This window comes from Bradyrhizobium sp. LA6.8 (genome assembly GCF_040547935.1).
Taxonomy (GTDB): Bacteria; Pseudomonadota; Alphaproteobacteria; order Rhizobiales; family Xanthobacteraceae; genus Bradyrhizobium; species Bradyrhizobium barranii.
In genome coordinates this window covers 63,880-82,195 of sequence record NZ_JBEPQQ010000003.1, presented here as the reverse complement: position 1 = coordinate 82,195, position 18,316 = coordinate 63,880, and the positions used below count along the sequence as shown (strand labels likewise).

Genomic DNA, 18,316 nt, shown 5'->3' with positions numbered 1-18,316 from the left:
ATCTCGGCTGGGTTTGCGAGAACCACCCGGACCGCCCCTGGGAAGGCCCACGCGCCTGCAACTGTGGGGGCGCGGGGGCGCCCTGTCCGGCCTGCAACGCTGCTGGCGATGGGGAAGTGCCGCGTATGCCGGAAGGCTTTCGAGTCGAGGTCGACAAGGACGGCTGGCGGCACTGAGGTGCCTTGTGAGCGGCCCCAAGCGCGTTCGCAGTAGCGCCGAACGGTCGCTGGCGACTTCATCGGCGGGTCCACAAGAGCCGCCTTCGGCGCTCACCCGCCCGATACGCACAGCGCGACCAGTCGTCTGGCCCAGCGCGAACCAGCGACTTGGACGTAAACCGATTGCTCCGTAATCATAGGGGAACGATGCTCTTCACTGCGGCGCGAACCCCGCTGTAAACTGATGCCGGATTGTGAAATCGATTCGCAGAAAGATGGCTAAATCCTCGAAACTTGTCGCCGCGAAGAATGGGCGAGTACTTCTGGTCCGACGACGGCGCGATAAGCGCTGGGCGTTCCCGGGCGGCCGTAAGCGTGCGGGTGAAAGTGAGAGGAAGTGTCTTCGCCGCGAGATCACCGAGGAACTGCCGAAGCTAAAACTTGGGCCAGTGAAGCTCTGGAAAGAGGTAAAGGGAAAAAACCGTCAATCCGGACGACAGATGAGCGACGCGATCTTTGTGGCCAAGAAGGCGTCCGGTCCCCTGAGGATCGGCGATAAGAACGAGATCGACAAAGCGGCTTGGCGCAAGCCGCGCGGCATCAGACTCACGCCCACGTCGCGCTACATCCGGGACAAGTTGTTTCCGAAGTAGATCACGCGCTCGCAACTGCGGCCTCGAACCCAGCGGTCAACCGCGCAACCGTTTAGCGCGGGTCCAGACCTTCTTCAGATATCGTTTTCGGGCTCCCGGTGCACCAACCTTCCCGCCCCAAATGCGAATGAGTTGCCGTGATCGACCGGAAAGCTCGGCGACTTCCTTATAGCTCGCAAGACCATTCTTGAGCATGTAGAGCGCGGCGGCCTTGGTGACATCCTTGGTGCGCATTTGCAGTGCGATCCCGATTGTCGTTTCGGGCCAGATGCTGATGCGTCAATGACTGTAATGCCCTCAGGGGGCGGCTCAAAGTACAACTGGCCACCCACCTTGCATCTTCTCAAAGCTAGTGGTCTGGCTTTTCGCGCACGATCACGCCGGTCTTAGGGTCGGCGTGGAATTCCATCTTCTGTCCGTTCTTGATGCCTTCGCCCTCCCATTGGCCGTCGTCGGCTTCAAGCTTAGTGACCTGCGAATAGCCCGACTCCATGACCTTGGCCTTCACTTGCTCCATCGGCATCCAGTCAGGTCCGGGTTGGTCTGCTCTCGCTGCTGAGCCAATGGCGAGGGAACCGAGAACCAGAATTGTGGCAAGCTTCATTTTGGCCTCCTCTCGATGAAAGGCTTCAACGGGCGCGCTGAATTGATGTTCCTCTGTCGCGCCCGCGGACTTGGTGTCAGATCGACGCAAACGAATGGACTTCCGTTTTGGGCCCCTGGGGACAAGATGGTCGGCTTCGGGTCAAAACCGGCAACGCGGCCCCTTCTTACGGGAAAGACGATCCCTATCTCCGCATCATGCGTACCGCGTTCGAATTCTGCCTGCCGACCGCCGCCAAGGTGGTGCCGGCTGGCCCCGACTGGATCCACGAAATCAAGTATGACGGCTATCGCCTGCGCGTCGAGGGGCAAGACCGTGCGGCTTTTCACCCGCAACGGCCACGACTGGACCAAGCGATACCCCTGGATCGTCGAGGCCGCGCTGAACAACCGCGAGCAGCAATTCGCCATCGACGGCGAGGCCGTGGTGCTCGGCGTCGACGGCGCCTCGGACTTCAACGCCCTGCACTCGCGCAAGCATGATCACGAGGTTCAGCTCTATGCGTTCGACATCCTCGCGCTTGGCGGCGAGGACCTGCGCCAGCTGCCATTGACGATGCGCAAGACCAATTTGGCGCGGCTGCTGCGCGGCCGGCCTGATGGCATATTCGTCGCGCCGTTCGAGGCTGCCGAGATCGGTCCGGATCTATTCGCCGCCGCCTGCCGCATGGGCCTCGAGGGCCTGGTCTCGAAACGCCGCGACCGGCGTTATGGCGCCGGCCGCTCGAAAGACTGGATCAAGGTGAAGAACCGGACCCATCCGGCAATGACGCGAGAATTCTGAGCGTTCGGTCGCGCGCCTCCTGCCCAATCAAGGCCCGGCGGTTCAATTGCCCCTTTCCGTCCATCCCCTTTCTGGGCCCCTCGGTCGGCTGCGGGCAGCGTTCAGTCTATCGGCCTCTGCTTCAGCAGTGGAGTGCGACAAGCCAGACAGAGGCTTCCCGCCTTTTCCGATCGCAGGCACATCTAGTGAAAGATCCAGTACGGTGAACCGGCCGGTTACCGGTCGCTCATACCAAGCAACGTACCGCGCCTTCATTTCGGTCATTCTAGACCCCCTCGGTAGCGGATCGATCCTCGAATAGATCAACGTATCGCGCATGGAGAATCACGTAGCCCTTGGCACCGTCTAAGAGCACCTTGACCTGAGTGGCCGTTGCTCCCTGACCAAGAACGATGCCTTTCTTACCGCTAAGACGCGGTCCAGCCAAAGCAGCAATGACGATCCGTCGACCAGCAAGAAGCTCGTCCTTGGCGGCCATTAGGTCCGCAGATCTCGGCAGGTTACGGTTTGTGCTACGCGGCATGGCTTTAAAATAGCGCAGCACCATTGAGTTAAAAAGCCCGTGTGTCGGGGGACCACGGCTTGCGCGACCTTTTCGATCGGTCAAGCTGGCGAACCGCTAAGCGTGAATGGTGATCGCAATGCGTACTGCAGAACAATTGATGCAACTACCACATGTATTCAATCTTGGTGCACGTGATCAAACCCGCACGGTCTAACAAGCCGCTTATTTGTGCGCGCTGCTCAACAAATCTGCTAGCTGCGAGGCGCCAAGCGGCGTTGACTTTCAGCGGGTCCTTGGCGTGACACCTAGATGCCCCCGGCGCTAGCCTCAGGCCATCCATCCGCGGCAGCCCCTGTCGTAAACCGGCAGGGGTTGCTTATTGGTGGTAGGCCCGCCAGTGAACCAGCGGGCCTTTGCCCGGCGGAGTATTTACAGCTCCCACTAGAGTGAAGCACTGATGTCTGACGACGGCGCACTCAAGAAGGAAATCGACGCTCATCAGCAGCAGATGACAGAGGCTGAACGTAAACTTTTGGTCGGCCTCGATGAGTTCATCAAGGGCAAGGTCGCGCTAGGCGTGCCCAGAGAGCGCGCCTACGCCATAGTTGCGGAGATACTCCCGTACGCTCGAGAGGTCAGAGCACGCGATCTACGCCGCGCGTTTAGGGTCGTCTAAGGCGTCCCGGGAGTACTAGGCCCGCCAGCGTGAACCGACGGGCCTCACTTGGTCGAAGCTAATTAGCGTCGCCCGACCTGCGATCAGCGGCGCGCTCGCCAACGGATCAACGTGCCCTTCTTGTTCAAGCTGAAGGGCAGTGGCAGCGAGTTCGGCGCCGGGCTCAAACACGCGATCGAGCGCGGCGTAGTTTTCGAAGCACGAGAGCGGCACGTATGTGAAAATGATGCCACCCAGCGAAGACCTGCTGACCCGCAAATACTGGTGGCTCTCCCGAAAGCCTGGGCGGTACGGTCCCGACCCGGATTGGTTTCAGAACCCCTGGCAGATTTTCTTTCCTTCTGAACGGATGGTTTAGGAACGTGGCTTCTGCGCTCCCGTTGGCCCCGCACGAATCCAAACAGGAGTTTTCGATGAAGAAGATCATTATCGCTACCGCCGCCCTCGGCCTTATGTGCGGTACCGCCTTCGCTCAGAATTCCAGGCCCGCTCCGCAGTCCGACAACATGCAGAAGCCCGGCATGCACAATACGGACAAAGGTTCGATGACCAAAGGCACCACCGGCATGAGCAAAGACGGCATGGCCAAGGGCGGAATGGTGAAACCCGATGCATCCGGCCAGGGCGGCTCTGGTCCCGGCAGCGACCAAGGCGGCACGAAGGTGGCGCCAGGTAACATGAAGTAAGCCAGTCTCTTCCTGGCTTTACTTCTACCGCCGCGCCGCTTGTCCATGCTGGCGCAGCCGGCCCTACCGCATGCCCATGAACAGCGCCGCAACGAACAGTGCGGCGCCAAAGGCTGCAACGCCAAGGCAGATGCGCGCGTGGACTGAATACGGATTGATGTGGGGCTGTTCGACCAAGGCACGCTCCCATGCTACGCAGGCGGGAGCCCAATCGGTCTCTCAGTCACCGACGCCTAAGGCGGAGTATGGCCGATGATGCGGTGACAATCGATCGCTTGCCAATCGGTTCCAAGCAAGAGACGCCATTAAGGCCGCCGGCCTGTGCGGAAAAACGAAGCTGATGATCGAAAAAGTCCGCCAACTAAGGCGGCCTTACTCGTCGATGGATCGCAGCCGGCTTTCCAGATCCGCGATCAGCTCTTGGATGCGCGCCTCTGTCTCGGGGTCTAACGCCATCCGTCGGAGGAATGAGCGGTACTTCATGATCTTCATTTCGAGTTCGACGCGTTCGTCTTTTTCGACCACCTTACTCTCCCCGTTTTATATATGACGAGGGAGAAGCAAAACTGTTCAATCGAATCAGAAATGTAGCGTATTGGACGTAGCGCGCCCCCGGATTGCCTCAATGTATCGTGGGTTTTTTCCCGATGTCTATGTAGGCGCGAAAACCGATCCGATGAAGTTTGATCATGACCCTCGCCAAGCGGCGAAGTTCGTTTCTGGCGCCGCCGATAGGAAGTCCGCGAGCGCGCCGCAGCAGTTGTGTAGCGCCCTCAATCAGGGGCGTACCTTCAGGTACCTCTTCGGCTGGTCTCATTTCGAGACCTGTAAGCCGGGCGACCTCAGCCACTCACTCATCTGAGCGCCGGTCTCTACTTGCCGGGCCTTGCGGATTGCGCGCTCCCGCTCGATACCTGGCGGAAGCGAGCGCGCCTTCTCACGAAGGCGCTTCGCCTCATCTGCAAGGCGATCTTCAAGGGGCACTGTTTGCTTGAAACGGCGTCGCTGCATGGCGCTGCTCCATTCCTGAGGAAGGCGGGAGCGCTAATGGCGTTCTCATCACCGATAAGAGCCGGGGACCGTGCGGTGATGACCGACGTTAGCATTGTTCGATACCGGACATAAGTTCACTTTTGTACCAACGCCAAAAGTTAATGAAACAGACTCCGGAGCTCCCAAAATCAAAGCAGGACGAGCAGCTAGTCAATCGCGGTCTTGATTTGCCCAACTTTTCTCGCGAGTTGCCAGATCTCGACGTCGTGACCGTCGACGAGGCGCATTGCCTTTTGCAAGGCTTCTTCATCGTCCACAGCATCGAAGCCATGGGCGCTGAAAATGTGTCCGTCCTGATCGAGGAGGTACGCGCGGTAATCCTTCACGTGGGCGCGCGAAGTCCGGGAGACAGCAGCCACTCACTTATGTGGGAGCCGGTCTCCGCTTGGCGCGCTCGGCGAATGGCTTCGTCGCGTAACCTGCCAGGTGGAAGACTCTCGGCTTCTTCTCGCAGGCGCTTCGCCTCTTGAGCGAGACGTCCTTCGAGTGAGAGTATTTGTTTGAAACGGCGTCGCTGCTGCTGCATGGCGCTGCTCCCTGTGAGAGAGGGCGGGAGCGCAACCGGCGTTCTCATCACCGATAACAGCCAATGTCCTCGCGATGACCCCCTGAGTGTCCGATATCGGACCAAGAAAATCGAGTCCAAAATACTTCGCTGCGGCCAGGAACGAAGTCTCGCCCTAGACTTTGCCCTATGTAGAGGGTTTTTCCCGTCGTGAGTTTCCCCGACCTGTAGCGTCGCTGTGACGGAAATCGGACCGACAGGCTGACCTAACGTTCCCTATAAAAGCTATTCCCGCTTGCGTGCTCTCGGAGCGCATCCGTCCCGCGGAGATCGGCCCGACCGACCGGGCGGGAGCCGCATTGGCCAAAAACAGCGCTTCGGCGAAACATACCAACAATCTTCTCGGATCTTTGCCGCACGCTCAATTTAGTTTGCTCTCACCTTACATGGTCGTCGAGCAACTCAACCAGGGTGTAATCCTCATCGAAGCCGGAGACGAGACCGAAAACGTCTACTTCCCACACCTGGGCATGCTCTCGCTGCTAGCCGTCTTGAAGGACGGCAGGGCGATCGAAACCGCGACCGTTGGCCGGGAAGGCGTTGTTGGAGCCATGGCCGGACTTGGCGCGCATATTTCTCTTGTTCGGGTCGTTGTGCAGCTCAAAGCCGAGGTGACAAGAATTCCGGCAAGCCGATTTCGCAAGGCAACGGGAGAAAGCACCACGCTGCGAAACCTCTGCGTAGGCTACAACGAAATCCTGTTATCCCAAGCTCGGATCAATGTCGCTTGCAATGCCGTTCATGTCATTGAAGCGCGCTTCTGCCGATGGCTCCTCCAAACGGCTGACACCGCAGGAAGCAACACCATTAATCTAACGCAACAGTTCCTGGCCGAGATGCTGGGCGTGCGGCGCACCTCGGTCACAGAGGTCGCAAGAAAAATACAGAACACCGGCGCCATTCACTACGCCCGTGGAGAAATCAGCATCCTCGATCGGCAGATTCTGGAACGTTTATCTTGCGAATGTTACACGACGCTGGTGGAGCAATCGAAGAGCTTGAGCAGATAGGTCGAAGCAGTCTCTGGTAACAGCGCCTTCCGAGACGGCCTTGCTATGTCTTCTTCCCAACTTTAACGTCTGCCCGGGAAAGAAGTACGAGGCGTTCGGTGAGCAAGGTCCGCGAGTACATCGATTTTTGGGTTGAGAACAGCGTTAACGCCGCGGAGCAATATTCGACTCCCGGCGCATCGCAAAACGTGCACGATCTCGTGCGCCGCCTCGTCGAGGGGGCAAGCGGTCAAGGTATCTCTGAGGAAGCCATGACCAACGAAGTTGGCGACCTGACGAAATACATGAGACAAGCTTTCCGCCGCTAACAAGGCTGAAAAAGACCGGAGCAAATGAGATTCGCGGTCGGGAAATTCGAAAACTCGCCGCGCCTTATCCTTCTGCTTTTCTTCGACACCAAGCCCAACAATCTCGCGCTCTAGAGCGGCGGCGGGAGGAATCACGCCGCCCCGATGGGCATCGTAAAATCGCCTTGTACAATGGCACGTGAGGAAACGCCCGGGACCCTGCTTCTCGCGCGCGGTTTGGATCACACGGCATGTCCGATCTGCGAAAGAAGATGACGCCAGCCTTCGCCCGGCCTATTCGCATCTGCGAGTGGCCAGCACCTAGCCGGCGGGTTTTTCTTTGTCCTCGTGCGGCTGCTCGCCACGGTTTTCGGCAGTCTGCTCCGAATCCCCGGGCTTCTTCCCGGCCATGTTCCCAGGATTGAAATGGTACTTGCCGTCCGGATTCTCGCCGGGCTGTTTCTCATTTGGATTTTTGTTGTTGTCGTCGGCCATGAGGCTGTTCCTTAGATAGAGGAACAACATGCAACAGGGCGAGCAATCCCTTGGTTCCTACCAATGGACCTAATTCTCGTTCGCGAGTGGCCTATTTCGGTCGGCATCCGACCTTCCGCACGATCGGCGCGGCACGGCCTGTTGGCTAGCATGAGGGAACACACTGGCGGCGAATATTTGAGTCATCGCTGGCTCGCTGCCACAGCCGGCGAAGCGCGAGGCGCCGCTCGGCCGCAAGATCGGCGTGCGTTAGGCGCTACCCTGCACCGTTGTGTTTGTTGGCCGCGGGGTTCTGACCGAGCTAGGAACATCGTGGTTTTTGCCAAGTTTTCCCAACGCCCTCGGGCTCGCCGAGGGTTAACCTCTGGGCCCCGGCTCATCCCCATTTGAGCTGGGGCCCTTTTCTTCCGGGACAAGGTCTCAAGGGGAACGACAAGAGCAGGCGATTATTTGAGTCGTCGCTGGCTCGTTGCCAGAGATGGCGGAGCGTAGCAGCGTCGGCCGAGGCGCAACTCAGTGGATGCGCCTGCGGCCCATCGCGCGCGACGGAGGGCACTCCGCCCTCACCTCACCGGACCCGCCTCTTCAAATCAACTGCTCACCAAGTCTGACGTCCGTACCAATCATCCACGTCTTTCTTCGTCTGGTCTTTCTGATAGCCGTATCGCTCCTGAATTTTGCCTTCGAGTTGATCTCGCTTCCCGTCGATCACGTCGAGATCGTCATCAGTGAGCTTTCCCCATTGCTCTTTGATCTTGCCTTTGACTTGCTTCCAGTTTCCCTCGACCTGGTTCCAATCCATGACGCTGCCTCTTGCTGATCGGTTTAATCGGTGCAGCACCAACGACTAATAGTGAAGGCCGTTCCTGCGCATCACTAGGAACGAATGCCGAGCGCTTCTGTTTTTAAGGTTCCAGCTAGGGAGGATATCGTGAGAACATTGGCCACCATCACTGCTCTGCTCTTTGCCTCCGCGGCGTTCGCCCAGACTCCTGCTCACACGGCGTCCGAAGCAGCCGCGCCAATCGCCGCTGCGGGAGACTGGAGCGCGGCAAAAATGAAGGGCGTCAACGTTTACAATGAAGCCAACGACAAAGTCGGCGACGTTTATGACATCATCATCGACTCTCAGGGCCGGGTAAGGGGTCTTGTCATCGAGGCAGGCGGCTTTTTAGGAATGGGCACGCATTATGTTCTGGTCGCGATGAACAGCCTCAAATTCGCTAATAAGGCTGGGAAAACGACCGAAGGAATGACGTCCGAGACTGCGCGCGAATGGTTTCCCGACCGAGCCGTTATCAACGTCACGAAAGACCAACTCAAGTCGATGCCAGAGTTCAAGTATTAAGTAACTCTGTCGAAAGGCCTGTGGCCTCGATGTCTAAGCCGGATACAAAATAGGGTCTTCGCCGACGATATAGACACCCATCTTTGAATCCTCTGCCCGCGGTGGGACCAGCATCGGGCCCAGGGGGCATGATGATGCCGGAGCCTCCGGACAGGATTCTGTCTCGTGGGACCGTCACCGCAGAACACAAGCCGGCCACAACACAGACGTTCGCGCGCGCGGCCGCAGGGTTCGGACTCGTCCGACGTTCCGCACGATCGGCGCGGCACGCCCCGTTGGCTAGCATAATGGAACTCAAGCGCGGCCGAATATTTGAACCACCGCTGGCTCGCTGCCACAGCCGGCGGAGCGGCCCCGGCCTACCCCCTTGATCCCCCGCAGCCGGGGCCGACTCTCCGCCCTTATCGTATCGGAGTAGCGTATGCGTTCCTCGCCCTCTATCGTGCCGGCCGACCGCCTCGACCGCGACATCTATCTGGTGCTTGAAGACTTCGGCGCGCGCGCCGGTTGCGCCTGGCGCGAGACGGATGAGGCTGACACTGTCCTCGATGGCGTCCTGCAAAATCTCCGATCCGGCCAGTACGCCTATCCCGTCCGAATTGTATCCTTCAACCCCTTCGAGGGGTGGTCGCGGGATGCGACTTCCGAGGTCGCCGACGCACTGGCCCAGCGCGCAACCGACACCGACGCTGAGGTCTCGTCTGCACTACAAGAATTCATCGCTGCCAACGCCACAAGGCGCTTCGACATGCAGCTAGCGCTGCCTCTGCGCGGGCTGGCCTGATGCCCAGCGAAGAAAAGCCCCTCGCCGCCGATGCCACGACCACGACGTGCGTCAACTGTGACGATCTCGGCTGGGTTTGCGAGAACCACCCGGACCGTCCTTGGGACGGCCCGCGCGCCTGCACCTGTGGCGGCGCTGGCGCACCCTGCCCGGCCTGCAACGCCGCTGGCGAAGGTGAAGTGCCGCGCATGCCGAACGGATTTCAGGTTGAGGTCGACAAGGACGGTCGGCGACACTGAGGTGCCTATCTACGGTGTGAGCGGCCCCAAGCGCCTCCGGGCTGGAGTGGAAGGAGACGCCGGGACCGCCACGACGCACCGGCTCAAGGCCGAGCGCCGGCGGATATTCTCCGCCCCGGGGTTGATCGCAGGCTCTAACAAATGTGTGGTGCCCTGGATTAACTTCACGGATGACAAGCCGGGGCCGTGCAGATGTTCGGACCTTCGGGAAGGCCAAGCGGCGTAAGCCTAGGAAAAATCGGCAATCAGCACTGTTCGCTTCCGCACATAACCGCTTGCCACTCCGGTACGGCGTGTTCTTTCTTTGGCAGCGTGGCGATGTACTCGCCGGCGTCGAGCAGCGTCGCCAATGCGAAGCGGCCGCCAACTAAGGTGGCCTCATAGCTCCAAGATCAACCAAGCGACGAGCGCGGCGTTAAGAATGCCGACCGCGACAATGCCCGCCTGAAAAGGCCCAGTCTCGATCGCGACCTCCCGGCCAGGACGTCGTTCGTTGAACTCGAAACCGGTCCAGAGCCCGCGCTCCTCGCGGTACCGGGCGTATGCCCGGTAACAACCACAAGGCTCCTGGCTTAAGTGGGAAGCGAATTTGCTCGAACGCATTTCCGCAAGCCGCGGCAGAATGTCTCGATTTGAGCTGCGATAACTTTAATAAGGCAGGCAGGGCCGCCGATCGTATCGGATCGCTTGTGCCCGCCCGCGCAAGCGCGAGTCCTGCGAGATCCTACGATCGGACGCGACATTCCCCGAACTCTCCTGTCGGCACGCCACCGCTGCTCCGAGGTTGTTTTCTTCACCACCAAAGTCTTGCGCGCAGCGGAGAGTTTGGCCGGCGGCACGTCATCCTTGCTCAGCTAGGAACGATTCAACAAAGCGTGTGTTCGTCCTTAGATCCAAGAAATGAAGCACAAGAAATAAAGCAAGAGGGTGAAGCGATGGCGCGATCAGTGGAGGAGTTGAGGCATGAGTCCGAACGCAGCCGCGCAGAGCTGGCAACTACGGTAGGGCGACTAAGGGACCAGATATCGGACACCGCCGAGGACATCCGCCACAAGGTCTCGCCGCAGTACATTAAATCCGAAGTCTCCGAATACGTCAGCCACAAGACTCAGAGCTGGATTGAAGGGCTCAAACAGCAGATCATGGACAATCCCATGCGCGCAGTGGCCGCGGGCGCTGCAGTAGGAATTCCGCTGCTGCGATTGACGCGAGGTGTCCCGTTGCCACTTCTGATGATCGGCGCCGGACTTGCCCTGACCTCGAAGACAGTGCGTGATCGCGCTGCGGACGCGTCCGGTCCGGTAATGGATAGAGCGGGGGAAATGCTCGAGGAGTTGGCGGAGGGTGCCCGTGCCATGCAGGGCGACGCGACGGAAAAGCTATCCTCTGCTCGAAGCCGAGCCGCTGGCATGGCTGGAGACGCACAAGATCGGGCCGCCGGCCTTGCGGATGACCTGCGAACAGGCGCAACAAAGGCTGCCAGTTTCGCAGGTGAAGAACTCAAGAGGGGCATCGACGCAGCCAAGGACGCGGCGGCGAACACGCCTGACCAGGCCCGTCAGACCATCGGCGACAACGCTGCTCTCATCGGAGGCCTGGGCATCGCGATCGGCGCCATGATCGCTGCGGCTCTTCCCGAGACCAAGGCTGAAGGCAAGGTGATGGGTCGGGCGAGCGATGGCGTGAAGCAGGCTGCGGCCGCTGCGGCGCAATCCGGATTCGAGGCGGCGAAAGAGGCGACCACGTCTGCAGCCGACGCGGCGGCGCAAAAGGTCGCAGAGGCCGATCTCGGCACCCACGCCAGTCGTATGACGCAGAACGTGGCGGACACTCTGAAAGAGGCTGCGGACGACGTCGTCGAAGCCGCCTTTAGCTCCTCTCAAAACACCAACACCTGAAGGAAACCATCATGAGCGAAGTGGACCCGAACAACATCACGCAGTTCGCACCAAACCGGGACCGGGGCCCCTCGAAGGATCTGAAGGAACAGATCGGTGAGGCCGGCGCAGAGATGAAGCAGCGCGCTGGCGATGCCTTGCAAGCAACGGCCGATCTCGCGCGGGACAAGTTCAGTGAAGCGGCGGATGCAGCCAAAGGGGTGACGGAAGGGACTGTGGACCAGATCCAAAGCCAAGCCCGCGAGCAGCAGCGGTCGGGCGCAGATTTCGTTGAACGCCTCGCAGGCAACATGCGAGAAGCCGGCCGAGCATTCGAGAGCGACGTACCGTTCGCTGCACGCGGCATCGGTTCTGCTGCCGACTATGTCGAAGAAGCCGCTCAGAAGATCCGCGACGGGAGCTTCCGGGATCTCGTCGAAGGCGCAACTGATTTCGCCAAGCGTCAGCCCGCGGCCTTTCTCGGAATATCTGTGCTGGCAGGCTTCGCAGCAGTCCGCTTCCTAAAAGCATCCGGCGAGCAATCGTCATCATCGAAGCGGAGCGGCACAACGGATAAATCGTCGTCGGAAGACGTTCAGAAGTCCGATGGCCCCCCGTTCTCGGCGAGTTCCGCGCGGCCTAGTCCGAGTTCGCAACAAACGTCATCCTCACAGGGCAACACCGTACCATGAGTATCGAGCACGATATCAAAACTAGCCAGGGCGAGTTTCGGGCCATCTCGACGCTACTGGGCGATGCCATGTCGCAGTTCGCCAAGCTCTTCCAGAACGAAATGGACCTGGCCAAGGCGGAGGTTGGCTACAAGCTTCAGAAACTCGGTGGCGCGCTAGGTTTGATTGCAGGTGGCGCCGTTCTGGTGATTCCGGCGATCGTCATGGCGCTATTTGCCCTGTCCGCGGCGTTGATCTCCGCAGGATGGTCGCAACCGGTATCGTATCTGACATCGGCGTTCATAGCGGCGATAATCGCGGCCGTGCTGTTTGCAGTCGGCATCAACCGGCTTGATGTGCGCAATCTGGCACCTCACGAAACGATCGGCCAGCTTGAAAAGGATAAGGCCACCATGAAAGGAATGGTGCAATGAGCAATACAAAGAGCGGTTTTATCGACAATTTGGTGACGGCGGCCCGGGAAAACCCTCTTGCCGCTGCGCTTATCGGAGGTGGAGCGCTTTGGCTGTTGGCTGGCGACCAGAAGCTGAAGACCGCGACCCGCTCGGCTGTGAATGCAGTTTCGCCCGTGGCCGATGCTGGGACGAGTACTCTCAGGTCGGCAGCGTCGGCTGTTAAGCAGACTGTGGCGCCTCCAACGGCACCTGAAATGGACGACGAGGGATCGCTGGGCGTCGGCGAAACTTTGACCGGCGCCACCGCTGCGGCTTCCGATGCATTCTCAGGAGCTGTCGACAGCGTTCAGGATCGGTTCGACGAGGGCGTCGCCTTCTTGCAGGAGAACTTTGGCAAGCTTGGCAATGCGCTTCCAGGTAAGGAAACGCTCACCAGTGCGCAATCGTCACTAACTGAGTTGCTTGAACGACAACCGCTGGTGCTGGGGGTTGTGGGCATGGCGATCGGTGCAGCAGTCGCAGGCGCGTTTCGCGCTTCCGAAATGGAGAACGAATATATCGGCAAAGTCGCCGACGAAATGAAGGCCGACCTTGATCGTCGCGCCGGCGCGGTATCGCAGGCCTTGCGGGAAGCCTCAGATACGGTGATCGCAGAAGTCGGCGACAAAGGTGCCGAAGCCTTGAATAGGGTAAAGCAGGCCGGCATGGAAGCCGCCCAGGCAGCCACCGGCAAAATCAGGTCCCCCCAGCCGAGCTAAGGTTGCGGTAGTCGCGGATCACGTGGTGCCGCGAGCAACCTGAGTTTTCCTCAGATTGCGCGCCGTTGTCTGCCGACCACAAAGCCGTAGATAAATAGCACGATGACCGCGCCGACCACGGCGCCGATCAACCCTGCGCCTTCGCCAGGACGATACCAGCCAAGGGCTTGCCCAAGGTAAGTCGCAACGAAAGCACCAACGATCCCGAGGATGGTCGTTAGGATGAACCCGGCTGGTTCGTTGTCCCCCGGCATGATGAACTTGGCTATCACCCCGGCGATGAAGCCAATAACGATGGCCCAAAGAATGCTCATTCTTCATCCTTTCAAAAGCAACGTGGCGGCAGTTCAAGACTATGGACTGGGTAGGCGTCCCTCCGGCGTATACTTGTCGACTGCTGAGGGGAGCTCCCGGGATAACCTTGCGAGAATCTCCTCTTGAGAAAGCCCGGTCTCCAGTTCAAGCTTTTCCAACACGTCTGGACCTATTGCTTCCCTCAGCTGCGGAGGCGAAACGTTCTTATTGGGCCCTGTGCTGATCCAGGACTGAGCTACGTCACCGCGGCCATTTTGATTGAATTTCTCCAGCAGCTCGCCGATCCCTCCTTGAAGCAGTCCGCTGACTCCGGCCCCGCTGAGCATGCCCGTAAGATTGCTGAGCAGCCCACCAAGCGGCTGTTGAGAACCACGGGGTTCTAACGACCCCGCTCCCGGGCCCTTTAGCAACTCCGCCAGCTTGTCTCGATTCTGATATCCGGCAATGGCGAGCAGTCCTAAAAGCGCAGTCATGGACGGCATTCCGCGGGTCATTTGCAACTCCGTGATAAGGGTTAGACAGCTCGAACTCTGACGCATCGGTTCTGTTCCTAGGCACGCGAACGCAGCCTACCGCCGGAAGTCGGGGCCGAAGCCGCCTACTCCTCCCAAGTCGGTGCGGCTCAAGCGCTAGCGGCGCACTGCAGCCTGACAGAATCGATTTGCTTAACAGTGTTGATTTCCGCACCGTTGGAGCTTGTGCGTTCGGCCTCTCGACGCGAAACCTCAAGAAGCCTTGACGTGAGCGCGTTCTTCCTCGACTTCCTCGGCGTCCTTCTTGTCGACATCCATTAGATCGGCATCGGCATCCCCGACAGCCTTCAGGAGCTCGTCGAGTTTGGCATGAATGGCCTGAGTATCGCGATGCTCGGCGCGCTGGATGAGAAGGGTCATTCCCCAGGTTGCGAGCGTGGCGATCGAATGCCATTCCAGTCCGCTTCCCAGCACGAGCCAGCAAGCCCCGTAGGCCAGGAAGACAACGAATGCCGCAGGCCGCGACGTCGCCACGCCGATTTTGGTTAGCCAGCCTCTGATATCGGCAAGTGACATGTCAGCCAACGTGAGCGTGTCGGACCCGTTCCACGACCGTTAACTGCGAGACGATGTTCTCGGCCGGCAGCCTTGGAACCTGTCGTCCGCTGCAGCCGTGCCAACGACAACGAACGGTGCGTGCAATGGCGGGATTGAGTGCGGAAGACATTTGCAACAGGGCCTATCATCTTTGGCAGGCTGGCGAACCCGCAGGGGAGATGGACACCTTCTGGTACAAGGCGGAAGCCGAGTTGCTGGCCGAGTGTGTCGAACAGAGTGGGTCCCCCCGGGGATGACGGACAATCTGCGGGCTTGATGACCGGCTCTCGAACCGGTCGCCGACGGTGTCTCGCGCGACAAGTCCCACATACCTGCATGGCGTCCGCCCAGGAACCATCGCGCCATTGCGACGTCGATTCTTCGTTGAGGGAGGACGCGTCGCAGGGCTCGCAGTCGAGGTGCCAGACGAATTTGCCGCACGCGGTGGTCGGCGCCGATTGTCGCGACCAGGGTGGCGACGTACTGCCCGCACACTTGCTGAAGAGACCCCCTAACCGTAGCGTACAACGGAACGACGCTTGCCGTCGTGATGGCGACACCTGCCGATCACATCGATCTCGCCCTTGGGTTCAGCCTGACGGAGGGAATTCTTGCCGCGCCGTCCGAGATCGAGGACTTGGACATCGTCCGACACGAGGACAGTGTGGAGCTGCGGGTGTTGCTTACGTCGGACCGGGGCGACCGCCTTCGGCGCGGCGCCGGCGGCTGGTTGGCCCGACGGGTTGCGGCCTCTGCAGGATCGAAAGCTTGGCCGTCGGATAAAGGCTCGGGCCGCCCTCGGTCGAGATCCAGTCCTTCGTAGCGGGTCGTGCGCCGATACGCCGAAGGTGGAATACTATGACTCCTCGGCCTAGACAGAGTGCGAGAAGCCGGTGACACCGACCTCTCGCGCTCGACCTAGGAGTTTTTCCCGCCTAGCAATCGTTGTCGCGGGTGCCGGTAGTCGCCTTCGACTGTTCAGCTGCCGTCGGCTGGCTTTGCATCTGGCGCTGGGCGTCCTGCGACGAGGTCGCGGTGTTCTCGCTCGCCTTGTTCATGGCTGAAGTTGGCGAATGCTCCTTGGCGCTTGGCGAGGCGGTTCCCGTGGTCGTACTCGCTTGGCCCGTCGTGACCGGCCCAGAGCCGGCATCGCGGTTGGCTGTATTGCAGGGGCCGCCGAAGGCGATAGTTGAGCTGACGGCCAAGACGGCGCCAACCAGCATTGATTTCGTGAGCATGACAATTTCCTCCTGTTTGCCGGCTAGTGCTTGGCGGAGCCGGGTTCCGCCATTTTGCGATGCTGTTTCGCGAGCGTCTCCGCAGGCGTCACGTTTGCCACTGCAGACTGGATCTTGTTCTTGACGCCGGTGACAACATCGCCCTCTCCTTTCATCATGGCGACGAAGCCCTGGCGCGCGACCATGGCGGGATCGTCTTTCTCCCCTGAGCCCACCTTGGTGTCGAGCATGTCGGCGCGCTTCAAAAACTCGGTCTCGGTCGCGCTCGGCATGAGGCAGGTCACGCTGATTTCAGTATCGCGAAGCTCCTCGCGAAGCGCAAACGACAGCGAATTCAGATAGGCCTTCGACGCGTTGTACACGGCCTGGAAGCTGCCGGGCGTAAAGCCGGCAATCGAGCCCATGATCAAAATGCGACCCTGATTGCGCTGGCGCATGTCGATTCCGAGCTGATGCAGCAGACAAGTCCTCCAGGTCACATTCGTGCCGATGACATCGCGAATGCGGACGAGATCCTGATCGAGAAACGCATGCCCAAGTCCATGCCTGGCATTCGCCATGAGCACGGCGATCGGACGGCCCCTGACGGCCGCGTGGAGCTTGTCGACGCCTTCCTGCTTGGCGGGGTCGAGGTGGAGCGCCTCGACGACCTCCGCGCCAGGCTCACGACGCAGGTCGGCGGCCGCCTTTTCAATATCCACCTCGTCTGCGGCAATCAGAAGGTCATACCCTTCGGGCGGGCATATGCGCGCAAACTCGTAACCGATCCCCGTCGATGCGCCGGTCACGATTGCAAATTGCCTGTCCACCTCGGCTCTCCGCTATCTCCCAAGTTGCCTTTCCAATCGCGCTAGGCGGCCGCCGTTCCTAACCCGATAGGAACTTCGAGACGCAATCAAGCTTAGCCGTCATCATTCGCTCGGAGTTCCCTACATGAAAGCTCTCACCTGGCACGGCAAAGGCGACATCCGGTGCGAGACCGTGCCGGATCCCAAGATCGAGCATGGACGCGACGCCATCATCAAGGTGACTGCCTGCGCGATCTGCGGTTCGGACCTGCATCTGCTCGACGGCGTCATGCCGAGCATGGAAGAAGGGGACGTGGTGGGCCACGAGACGATGGGCGAGGTCGTCGACGTCGGCAAAGGCAATACCAAGCTCAAGGTCGGCGACCGCGTCGTGGTGCCCTTCACGATCTCCTGTGGTGAATGCTTCTTCTGCAAGAACGGCTTCTACTCCGGATGCGAGCGGTCCAACCCCAACGCCAAGATGGCCGAGAAGATGTGGGGACATTCTCCGGCCGGCTTGTTCGGCTATTCGCACATGCTCGGCGGTTTTGCCGGCGGTCAGGCGGAGTACCTGCGCGTGCCCTACTCCGATGTCGGACCTTACAAGGTCCCGGAAGGTCTCACCGATGAACAGGTGCTATTCCTGTCGGACATCTTTCCGACCGGCTACATGGCCGCCGAGTTCTGCAACATAAAGGGCGGCGAAACAGTGGCTGTCTGGGGATGTGGTCCTGTCGGGCAGTTCGCTATCAAGAGCGCGTTTCTGCTGGGGGCGGAACGCGTGCTAGCGATCGACACCGTTCCTGAACGGCTGGCACTTGCCAGACAATCGGGTGCAATCACGCTCGATTTCCGGAACGACGACATCTACGATCGTATCCAGGAGTTGACCGGCGGGCGCGGCGCGGCTGCTTGCATCGACGCCGTCGGCACCGAGCCTGAATCCACTGCCAGCATCGGCTCTGTGATCGACCGGATCAAGGTCGCGACCTTCATGGGAACGGACAGGCCGCATGTTCTTCGACAGGCGATCGAGTGCTGCCGAAATTTCGGCACGGTTTCGATCGTCGGCGTCTATGGCGGGTATCTGGACAAGATTCCTATGGGCAGCGCCATTAATCGCGGCCTCACCTTCCGGATGGCCCAGACCCCCGTCCAGCATTACATGCCGAAGCTTATGGAGCGCATCCAGAAGGGCGAAATCGATCCATCCTTCGTCATCACCCATCGGGCAACACTCGAGGAAGGGCCGGAACTCTACAAGACCTTCCGGGACAAGAAGGACGGTTGCATCAAAGTTGTGATGAAGCCTTTCGGAGCCTAACGACTGTCGGCTA

At 59.9% G+C, this 18,316-nt stretch carries 28 protein-coding genes; 15 read left to right on the top strand and 13 right to left on the bottom strand.

Annotation, left to right across the window (positions count from 1 at the left end):
- Window positions 1–433: 433 nt before the first annotated feature.
- Window positions 434–811, top strand: coding sequence for an NUDIX hydrolase (locus ABIA90_RS14050; protein WP_135217209.1), 378 nt, complete (start codon window positions 434–436; stop codon window positions 809–811).
- A gap of 36 nt (window positions 812–847) precedes the next feature.
- Here ABIA90_RS14050 and ABIA90_RS14045 read toward each other — a convergent pair whose 3' ends face one another.
- Together ABIA90_RS14045 and ABIA90_RS14040 are read right to left on the bottom strand one after the other, a co-directional pair.
- The gene (locus tag ABIA90_RS14045; protein ID WP_135217200.1) at window positions 848–1,045 is read right to left on the bottom strand and encodes a hypothetical protein; all 198 of its coding nucleotides are present in this window, start codon (window positions 1,043–1,045) and stop codon (window positions 848–850) included.
- 115 nt (window positions 1,046–1,160) lie between these two features.
- Entirely contained in the window at window positions 1,161–1,415 is a 255-nt protein-coding gene (locus tag ABIA90_RS14040) for a PepSY domain-containing protein (RefSeq protein ID WP_039156949.1), read from the bottom strand.
- Between the two features lie 279 nt (window positions 1,416–1,694).
- Between ABIA90_RS14040 and ABIA90_RS14035 the strand changes: the two genes are divergently transcribed.
- A complete protein-coding gene (locus ABIA90_RS14035; protein ID WP_346283364.1) occupies window positions 1,695–2,198 on the top strand; it encodes an ATP-dependent DNA ligase in 504 nt (167 codons plus the stop codon).
- 265 nt (window positions 2,199–2,463) lie between these two features.
- Here ABIA90_RS14035 and ABIA90_RS14030 read toward each other — a convergent pair whose 3' ends face one another.
- Complete coding sequence (locus tag ABIA90_RS14030) at window positions 2,464–2,745, bottom strand: hypothetical protein (RefSeq protein WP_283016715.1); 282 nt, start codon at window positions 2,743–2,745, stop codon at window positions 2,464–2,466.
- A gap of 415 nt (window positions 2,746–3,160) precedes the next feature.
- Between ABIA90_RS14030 and ABIA90_RS14025 the strand changes: the two genes are divergently transcribed.
- Window positions 3,161–3,379: a hypothetical protein gene (locus tag ABIA90_RS14025; protein ID WP_283016716.1), complete on the top strand. Its 219-nt coding sequence runs from the start codon at window positions 3,161–3,163 to the stop codon at window positions 3,377–3,379.
- Window positions 3,380–3,792: 413 nt separating this feature from the next.
- On the top strand, window positions 3,793–4,065 hold the full coding sequence (locus tag ABIA90_RS14020; protein WP_028156228.1) for a hypothetical protein: 273 nt from the start codon (window positions 3,793–3,795) through the stop codon (window positions 4,063–4,065).
- Window positions 4,066–4,437: 372 nt separating this feature from the next.
- Here ABIA90_RS14020 and ABIA90_RS14015 read toward each other — a convergent pair whose 3' ends face one another.
- From ABIA90_RS14015 to ABIA90_RS14005, 3 genes are all read right to left on the bottom strand, one after another.
- Complete coding sequence (locus ABIA90_RS14015) at window positions 4,438–4,590, bottom strand: hypothetical protein (RefSeq protein WP_354118310.1); 153 nt, start codon at window positions 4,588–4,590, stop codon at window positions 4,438–4,440.
- A gap of 288 nt (window positions 4,591–4,878) precedes the next feature.
- The gene (locus ABIA90_RS14010; RefSeq protein ID WP_354118311.1) at window positions 4,879–5,076 is read right to left on the bottom strand and encodes a hypothetical protein; all 198 of its coding nucleotides are present in this window, start codon (window positions 5,074–5,076) and stop codon (window positions 4,879–4,881) included.
- A 188-nt stretch (window positions 5,077–5,264) separates the two neighbouring features.
- Entirely contained in the window at window positions 5,265–5,477 is a 213-nt protein-coding gene (locus ABIA90_RS14005; RefSeq protein ID WP_354118312.1) for a hypothetical protein, read from the bottom strand.
- Between the two features lie 505 nt (window positions 5,478–5,982).
- Here ABIA90_RS14005 and ABIA90_RS13995 point away from each other — a divergent pair.
- Both ABIA90_RS13995 and ABIA90_RS13990 read left to right on the top strand, forming a co-directional pair.
- A complete protein-coding gene (locus ABIA90_RS13995; protein ID WP_354118313.1) occupies window positions 5,983–6,693 on the top strand; it encodes a Crp/Fnr family transcriptional regulator in 711 nt (236 codons plus the stop codon).
- Window positions 6,694–6,791: 98 nt separating this feature from the next.
- A complete protein-coding gene (locus ABIA90_RS13990; protein ID WP_354118314.1) occupies window positions 6,792–7,001 on the top strand; it encodes a hypothetical protein in 210 nt (69 codons plus the stop codon).
- 300 nt (window positions 7,002–7,301) lie between these two features.
- Here ABIA90_RS13990 and ABIA90_RS13985 read toward each other — a convergent pair whose 3' ends face one another.
- On the bottom strand, window positions 7,302–7,475 hold the full coding sequence (locus ABIA90_RS13985) for a hypothetical protein (protein ID WP_166341164.1): 174 nt from the start codon (window positions 7,473–7,475) through the stop codon (window positions 7,302–7,304).
- Between the two features lie 598 nt (window positions 7,476–8,073).
- Complete coding sequence (locus ABIA90_RS13980) at window positions 8,074–8,277, bottom strand: CsbD family protein (RefSeq protein ID WP_354118315.1); 204 nt, start codon at window positions 8,275–8,277, stop codon at window positions 8,074–8,076.
- A 129-nt stretch (window positions 8,278–8,406) separates the two neighbouring features.
- Here ABIA90_RS13980 and ABIA90_RS13975 point away from each other — a divergent pair, with 129 nt between their 5' ends.
- From ABIA90_RS13975 to ABIA90_RS13950, 6 genes are all read left to right on the top strand, one after another.
- Window positions 8,407–8,823: a PRC-barrel domain-containing protein gene (locus ABIA90_RS13975; protein ID WP_014494426.1), complete on the top strand. Its 417-nt coding sequence runs from the start codon at window positions 8,407–8,409 to the stop codon at window positions 8,821–8,823.
- Between the two features lie 421 nt (window positions 8,824–9,244).
- The gene (locus ABIA90_RS13970) at window positions 9,245–9,607 is read left to right on the top strand and encodes a hypothetical protein (RefSeq protein WP_354118316.1); all 363 of its coding nucleotides are present in this window, start codon (window positions 9,245–9,247) and stop codon (window positions 9,605–9,607) included.
- Window positions 9,608–10,781: 1,174 nt separating this feature from the next.
- On the top strand, window positions 10,782–11,744 hold the full coding sequence (locus ABIA90_RS13965; RefSeq protein WP_354118317.1) for a DUF3618 domain-containing protein: 963 nt from the start codon (window positions 10,782–10,784) through the stop codon (window positions 11,742–11,744).
- 11 nt (window positions 11,745–11,755) lie between these two features.
- Window positions 11,756–12,415 carry a hypothetical protein gene (locus ABIA90_RS13960; RefSeq protein ID WP_354118318.1) on the top strand — a complete coding sequence of 220 codons (660 nt, stop codon included), beginning with the start codon at window positions 11,756–11,758 and terminating at the stop codon, window positions 12,413–12,415.
- Window positions 12,412–12,828 (top strand): phage holin family protein, encoded by a 417-nt coding sequence (locus ABIA90_RS13955; protein ID WP_085399395.1) that lies wholly within the window; start codon window positions 12,412–12,414, stop codon window positions 12,826–12,828. The genes ABIA90_RS13960 and ABIA90_RS13955 overlap by 4 nt, the downstream gene beginning before the upstream one ends.
- On the top strand, window positions 12,825–13,568 hold the full coding sequence (locus ABIA90_RS13950; RefSeq protein WP_354118319.1) for a hypothetical protein: 744 nt from the start codon (window positions 12,825–12,827) through the stop codon (window positions 13,566–13,568). The genes ABIA90_RS13955 and ABIA90_RS13950 overlap by 4 nt, the downstream gene beginning before the upstream one ends.
- Window positions 13,569–13,618: 50 nt before the next feature.
- On the opposite strand, the gene ABIA90_RS13945 is transcribed toward ABIA90_RS13950, so the two are convergent.
- From ABIA90_RS13945 to ABIA90_RS13935, 3 genes are all read right to left on the bottom strand, one after another.
- Entirely contained in the window at window positions 13,619–13,882 is a 264-nt protein-coding gene (locus tag ABIA90_RS13945; protein WP_354118320.1) for a GlsB/YeaQ/YmgE family stress response membrane protein, read from the bottom strand.
- 39 nt (window positions 13,883–13,921) lie between these two features.
- Window positions 13,922–14,377, bottom strand: a complete 456-nt coding sequence (locus ABIA90_RS13940) for a YidB family protein (protein ID WP_354118321.1) — start codon at window positions 14,375–14,377, stop codon at window positions 13,922–13,924.
- A gap of 231 nt (window positions 14,378–14,608) precedes the next feature.
- On the bottom strand, window positions 14,609–14,932 hold the full coding sequence (locus ABIA90_RS13935) for a low affinity iron permease family protein (RefSeq protein ID WP_354118322.1): 324 nt from the start codon (window positions 14,930–14,932) through the stop codon (window positions 14,609–14,611).
- Between the two features lie 53 nt (window positions 14,933–14,985).
- Here ABIA90_RS13935 and ABIA90_RS13930 point away from each other — a divergent pair, with 53 nt between their 5' ends.
- The gene (locus ABIA90_RS13930) at window positions 14,986–15,210 is read left to right on the top strand and encodes a DUF2934 domain-containing protein (RefSeq protein ID WP_354122454.1); all 225 of its coding nucleotides are present in this window, start codon (window positions 14,986–14,988) and stop codon (window positions 15,208–15,210) included.
- Window positions 15,211–15,503: 293 nt separating this feature from the next.
- Entirely contained in the window at window positions 15,504–15,776 is a 273-nt protein-coding gene (locus tag ABIA90_RS13925; protein WP_354118323.1) for a formate dehydrogenase accessory sulfurtransferase FdhD, read from the top strand.
- A gap of 112 nt (window positions 15,777–15,888) precedes the next feature.
- Here the strand turns inward: ABIA90_RS13925 and ABIA90_RS13920 are convergent, their stop codons facing one another.
- Together ABIA90_RS13920 and ABIA90_RS13915 are read right to left on the bottom strand one after the other, a co-directional pair.
- On the bottom strand, window positions 15,889–16,191 hold the full coding sequence (locus tag ABIA90_RS13920) for a hypothetical protein (RefSeq protein ID WP_063982891.1): 303 nt from the start codon (window positions 16,189–16,191) through the stop codon (window positions 15,889–15,891).
- Window positions 16,192–16,214: 23 nt separating this feature from the next.
- On the bottom strand, window positions 16,215–16,979 hold the full coding sequence (locus tag ABIA90_RS13915) for an SDR family NAD(P)-dependent oxidoreductase (protein ID WP_354118324.1): 765 nt from the start codon (window positions 16,977–16,979) through the stop codon (window positions 16,215–16,217).
- A 145-nt stretch (window positions 16,980–17,124) separates the two neighbouring features.
- On the opposite strand from ABIA90_RS13915, the gene ABIA90_RS13910 reads away from it, so the two are divergent.
- The gene (locus tag ABIA90_RS13910) at window positions 17,125–18,303 is read left to right on the top strand and encodes a zinc-dependent alcohol dehydrogenase (RefSeq protein WP_354118325.1); all 1,179 of its coding nucleotides are present in this window, start codon (window positions 17,125–17,127) and stop codon (window positions 18,301–18,303) included.
- The last annotated feature ends 13 nt before the right edge of the window (window positions 18,304–18,316 follow it).

Excerpts from the sequence above, each read along its gene's own strand:
- ABIA90_RS13950 (WP_354118319.1), top strand. The coding sequence starts at position 12,825 with ATGAGCAATACAAAGAGCGGTTTTATCGACAATTTGGTGACGGCGGCC.
- ABIA90_RS13930 (WP_354122454.1), top strand. The coding sequence starts at position 14,986 with ATGTTCTCGGCCGGCAGCCTTGGAACCTGTCGTCCGCTGCAGCCGTGC.
- ABIA90_RS14030 (WP_283016715.1), bottom strand. The coding sequence starts at position 2,745 with ATGGTGCTGCGCTATTTTAAAGCCATGCCGCGTAGCACAAACCGTAAC.
- ABIA90_RS13920 (WP_063982891.1), bottom strand. The coding sequence starts at position 16,191 with ATGCTCACGAAATCAATGCTGGTTGGCGCCGTCTTGGCCGTCAGCTCA.
- ABIA90_RS13970 (WP_354118316.1), top strand. The coding sequence starts at position 9,245 with ATGCGTTCCTCGCCCTCTATCGTGCCGGCCGACCGCCTCGACCGCGAC.
- ABIA90_RS14040 (WP_039156949.1), bottom strand. The coding sequence starts at position 1,415 with ATGAAGCTTGCCACAATTCTGGTTCTCGGTTCCCTCGCCATTGGCTCA.
- ABIA90_RS13910 (WP_354118325.1), top strand. The coding sequence starts at position 17,125 with ATGAAAGCTCTCACCTGGCACGGCAAAGGCGACATCCGGTGCGAGACC.
- ABIA90_RS13940 (WP_354118321.1), bottom strand. The coding sequence starts at position 14,377 with ATGACCCGCGGAATGCCGTCCATGACTGCGCTTTTAGGACTGCTCGCC.
- ABIA90_RS13945 (WP_354118320.1), bottom strand. The coding sequence starts at position 13,882 with ATGAGCATTCTTTGGGCCATCGTTATTGGCTTCATCGCCGGGGTGATA.
- ABIA90_RS13960 (WP_354118318.1), top strand. The coding sequence starts at position 11,756 with ATGAGCGAAGTGGACCCGAACAACATCACGCAGTTCGCACCAAACCGG.
- ABIA90_RS14045 (WP_135217200.1), bottom strand. The coding sequence starts at position 1,045 with ATGCGCACCAAGGATGTCACCAAGGCCGCCGCGCTCTACATGCTCAAG.
- ABIA90_RS13980 (WP_354118315.1), bottom strand. The coding sequence starts at position 8,277 with ATGGATTGGAACCAGGTCGAGGGAAACTGGAAGCAAGTCAAAGGCAAG.
- ABIA90_RS13925 (WP_354118323.1), top strand. The coding sequence starts at position 15,504 with ATGGCGACACCTGCCGATCACATCGATCTCGCCCTTGGGTTCAGCCTG.
- ABIA90_RS14050 (WP_135217209.1), top strand. The coding sequence starts at position 434 with ATGGCTAAATCCTCGAAACTTGTCGCCGCGAAGAATGGGCGAGTACTT.
- ABIA90_RS14020 (WP_028156228.1), top strand. The coding sequence starts at position 3,793 with ATGAAGAAGATCATTATCGCTACCGCCGCCCTCGGCCTTATGTGCGGT.
- ABIA90_RS14010 (WP_354118311.1), bottom strand. The coding sequence starts at position 5,076 with ATGCAGCGACGCCGTTTCAAGCAAACAGTGCCCCTTGAAGATCGCCTT.
- ABIA90_RS13935 (WP_354118322.1), bottom strand. The coding sequence starts at position 14,932 with ATGTCACTTGCCGATATCAGAGGCTGGCTAACCAAAATCGGCGTGGCG.
- ABIA90_RS13985 (WP_166341164.1), bottom strand. The coding sequence starts at position 7,475 with ATGGCCGACGACAACAACAAAAATCCAAATGAGAAACAGCCCGGCGAG.
- ABIA90_RS14035 (WP_346283364.1), top strand. The coding sequence starts at position 1,695 with ATGACGGCTATCGCCTGCGCGTCGAGGGGCAAGACCGTGCGGCTTTTC.
- ABIA90_RS13965 (WP_354118317.1), top strand. The coding sequence starts at position 10,782 with ATGGCGCGATCAGTGGAGGAGTTGAGGCATGAGTCCGAACGCAGCCGC.
- ABIA90_RS14025 (WP_283016716.1), top strand. The coding sequence starts at position 3,161 with ATGTCTGACGACGGCGCACTCAAGAAGGAAATCGACGCTCATCAGCAG.
- ABIA90_RS13955 (WP_085399395.1), top strand. The coding sequence starts at position 12,412 with ATGAGTATCGAGCACGATATCAAAACTAGCCAGGGCGAGTTTCGGGCC.